The sequence below is a fragment of the uncultured Methanobrevibacter sp. genome, from assembly GCF_902771435.1.
In the GTDB taxonomy this organism is placed as follows: Archaea; Methanobacteriota; Methanobacteria; order Methanobacteriales; family Methanobacteriaceae; genus Methanocatella.
The window spans coordinates 1-2,624 of sequence record NZ_CACXXB010000086.1; the positions used below are offsets into that span (position 1 = coordinate 1).

1 protein-coding gene and 1 pseudogene are annotated in these 2,624 nt (G+C 34.3%); both read right to left on the reverse strand.

Features of this window, described 5'->3' with window-relative positions:
- Nucleotides 1-2,213 (reverse strand): hypothetical protein (locus tag QZU83_RS10600; RefSeq protein ID WP_295611951.1); only part of this gene is annotated, 2,213 nt, incomplete at its 3' end.
- 27 nt (nucleotides 2,214-2,240) lie between these two features.
- Nucleotides 2,241-2,624: pseudogene (locus QZU83_RS10605) on the reverse strand (GTP 3',8-cyclase MoaA); the annotation flags it as partial.

Genomic DNA, 2,624 nt, shown 5'->3' on the forward strand with positions numbered 1-2,624 from the left:
ATTTTAAAAATTGCCTTACCTTTGGAATTGGTTTTAGCTTTATATGTTTTGCCTTTAACTTTCAATGTTAATTTGACATTTTTAATGGCTTTTCCTTTGCTGTTTTTTAGGATTGCAGCTAATTTCTTTGTTTTGATTGATTTTTTGAATGCTTTTGATTTGGCAGAAAGTTTTGTCTTTTCTCTAGTGATTGTTATTTTAACGGTTTTTTTGGTTAGTTTGTAATCGGAATCACTGAATTTTATTATCAAATTCCTTTTGCCGTATTTTGCAGCTTTCAGGACTTTTGGTGTTAATGTAAATGTTGCAATGCCCTTGCTTTTGGTGGTGGCTGATCCGATGTATTTTCCATTCAATGTAAATGTTACTTTTTTTCCAGCAAGGGGGGTTCCGCTTATATCCTTGAGTGTAATGCTGTATTTTCCACCATAATTGATGATGTATGATGCACTTTTAGATATTATTTGTGCATTTTTCATTAAATCAATGCTTTTCATGCTTGAATTATAGTTATATGGGCTTGTAAATATTAATGATAATGTTTTGTTTTGAAGAGTAATCCTTGTCATTTTATCAATATCGAATCCGAAATATTTTAAAAATGATTTCATCATGTTGAATGAGATTTCAGGACTTCCATATTCAATGGTCTTATGGTTGCATAAAACTTCATATGTATTTGCTGGGATTCCATTTAGATTGCATGTGTCTTCAATCGCTCCGGCGTATGGTATTCCTGCGGTTTCATATATTTTGATGTCGTATCCTGTTTCATTTGAAACAGCCATTGCAATATCGTAACTTTCTAAGGTTGGAATATATGTGCACATTATGCATGTTATTCCAACATCGCTGTCGCTATGCCTTGTACAGTGAAAATCTCCAAGTCCTGATGCATTTATTGAGATTGCAAAGTTTACTAAATTGTTTGATACTGTTCCATTGATGTTTGACACTGTGTTCAGATTTGTATAATTGACCATACGTTCATTAATGGCAGTGGATTCTGGAAAAATGAATGGAAATACATATATTGTCCCGTTTATTTCATCGCCGAAGGTGGCAAGCAAATTTATCAGTTTCAATCCAGCTACTTGTGATGCAAGCTCGCATCCGTGGGTTCCAACATTAACAACAATAGTTTTACCGTTTCCGTTTCCAAATTTGATGTATGGACTTCCCTGATTGCATAAGTCAATCAGATTGTCTGTTAGTTCGGTGTGTTCAATCCCGTTCATTAGGGGAATGTTTGCTCTGATGTCTGCTTTTGATCCCCAATCCATCACGCCAATTTCATAGTTGACTTCATTTTGTGTCTGATTTGTAATGTAAAATTTAAATTTGCCGTTTGTATCTACGGGGATTTTGTATTGGTTATTTAACGTTAGTGTTCCTCCAATGACATTTGCTCCTGTATTGTCTTTAACGCTTCCGTTGATTAGGATGTCATTTCCGACGGTAGTGATTTGTGATGTTATTTCTGTATTTTTTGCACCCGTAAATGTGAATGTTTTGGAAAAATTTGAAGGATTGAAGTGTTTTTTGTTGTTTGTGAAAAAGGCGGTAAAGTTAACTGGCTGACCAATAAGATTTCTTGTCGTATTCCAGATATATAAAAAGTTTCCGTTTGCATCTACTTTGCACATTCCCATATTTTCACCATCGATATATATGGTCAGGTTTCCTTCGGTCACCTCTTCAAAGTCTTGAAACTCTTCGTATTCCCTATAGTCTGAAACGACATTTCCTGTAAAATACACACAATTGTCATATTTTGTTGCAACAATGTTGTGGCAGGTTGTATTTGCAACAGGAACATATAAAGTCAAGGTTGTTGTTGCATTATTGTATTTGCCTGTTCCGGTATATTTGCATGTAATATTAAAAGTCCCGGTTTCTTTACAAAAAATATATCTGCCTCCAATACCATTTTCGAGATGTATGGTATGGTCTTCACCAAACACGTCGATTAATGTCACGGTTCCTTCAGTTACACTTTCATTGTTTTCATCATATGCATAAACCAGTATTGGTGTTTCATTATTTCCGTATATTCCTGTAAATTTGTCAGGTTTTATATAAACATCAAGTTTTTCGTTGTCACTAGCTGGGGATTCTCCAGATGTAATGATGGTATTTTGAGTATTATTCTCATCTGCAGCAGATAGCGGTGTAATGAGTAGAAATATGCTTATTATTCCTATCAGAATCAAATATTTTTTAATGATATCACCTAATCTTTATTTGTTAAACGGTTCTCGTTTGTCTATGCCTCTTATAAAAATTTCTTCCAGTTTTTCTTCGCTTTCTCCATTTCTTATATGTGAAATCAACTCAACAAGATTATCGTTTCTAAGCAAACACGGTTTGATTTTACCGTCAGGTGTGATTCTTAATCTGGAGCAATTTGCACAAAATTTGGTGTTATCGACAGGTCTTACTATTTCGATTTCTCCATCGTTAATGTAATATTTTTTACGGCCCTGCATAAATTTACGTTCTCTTACATCATCAGCCATATCTGCCAGCCTATTTTCAATACTGTCTAATGGATAGTGGTATTCAGCATTGAATTTGTCCTCATCACAGTTCTCGCTTTCAATAAGTTCAATCAGTTGAAGCAC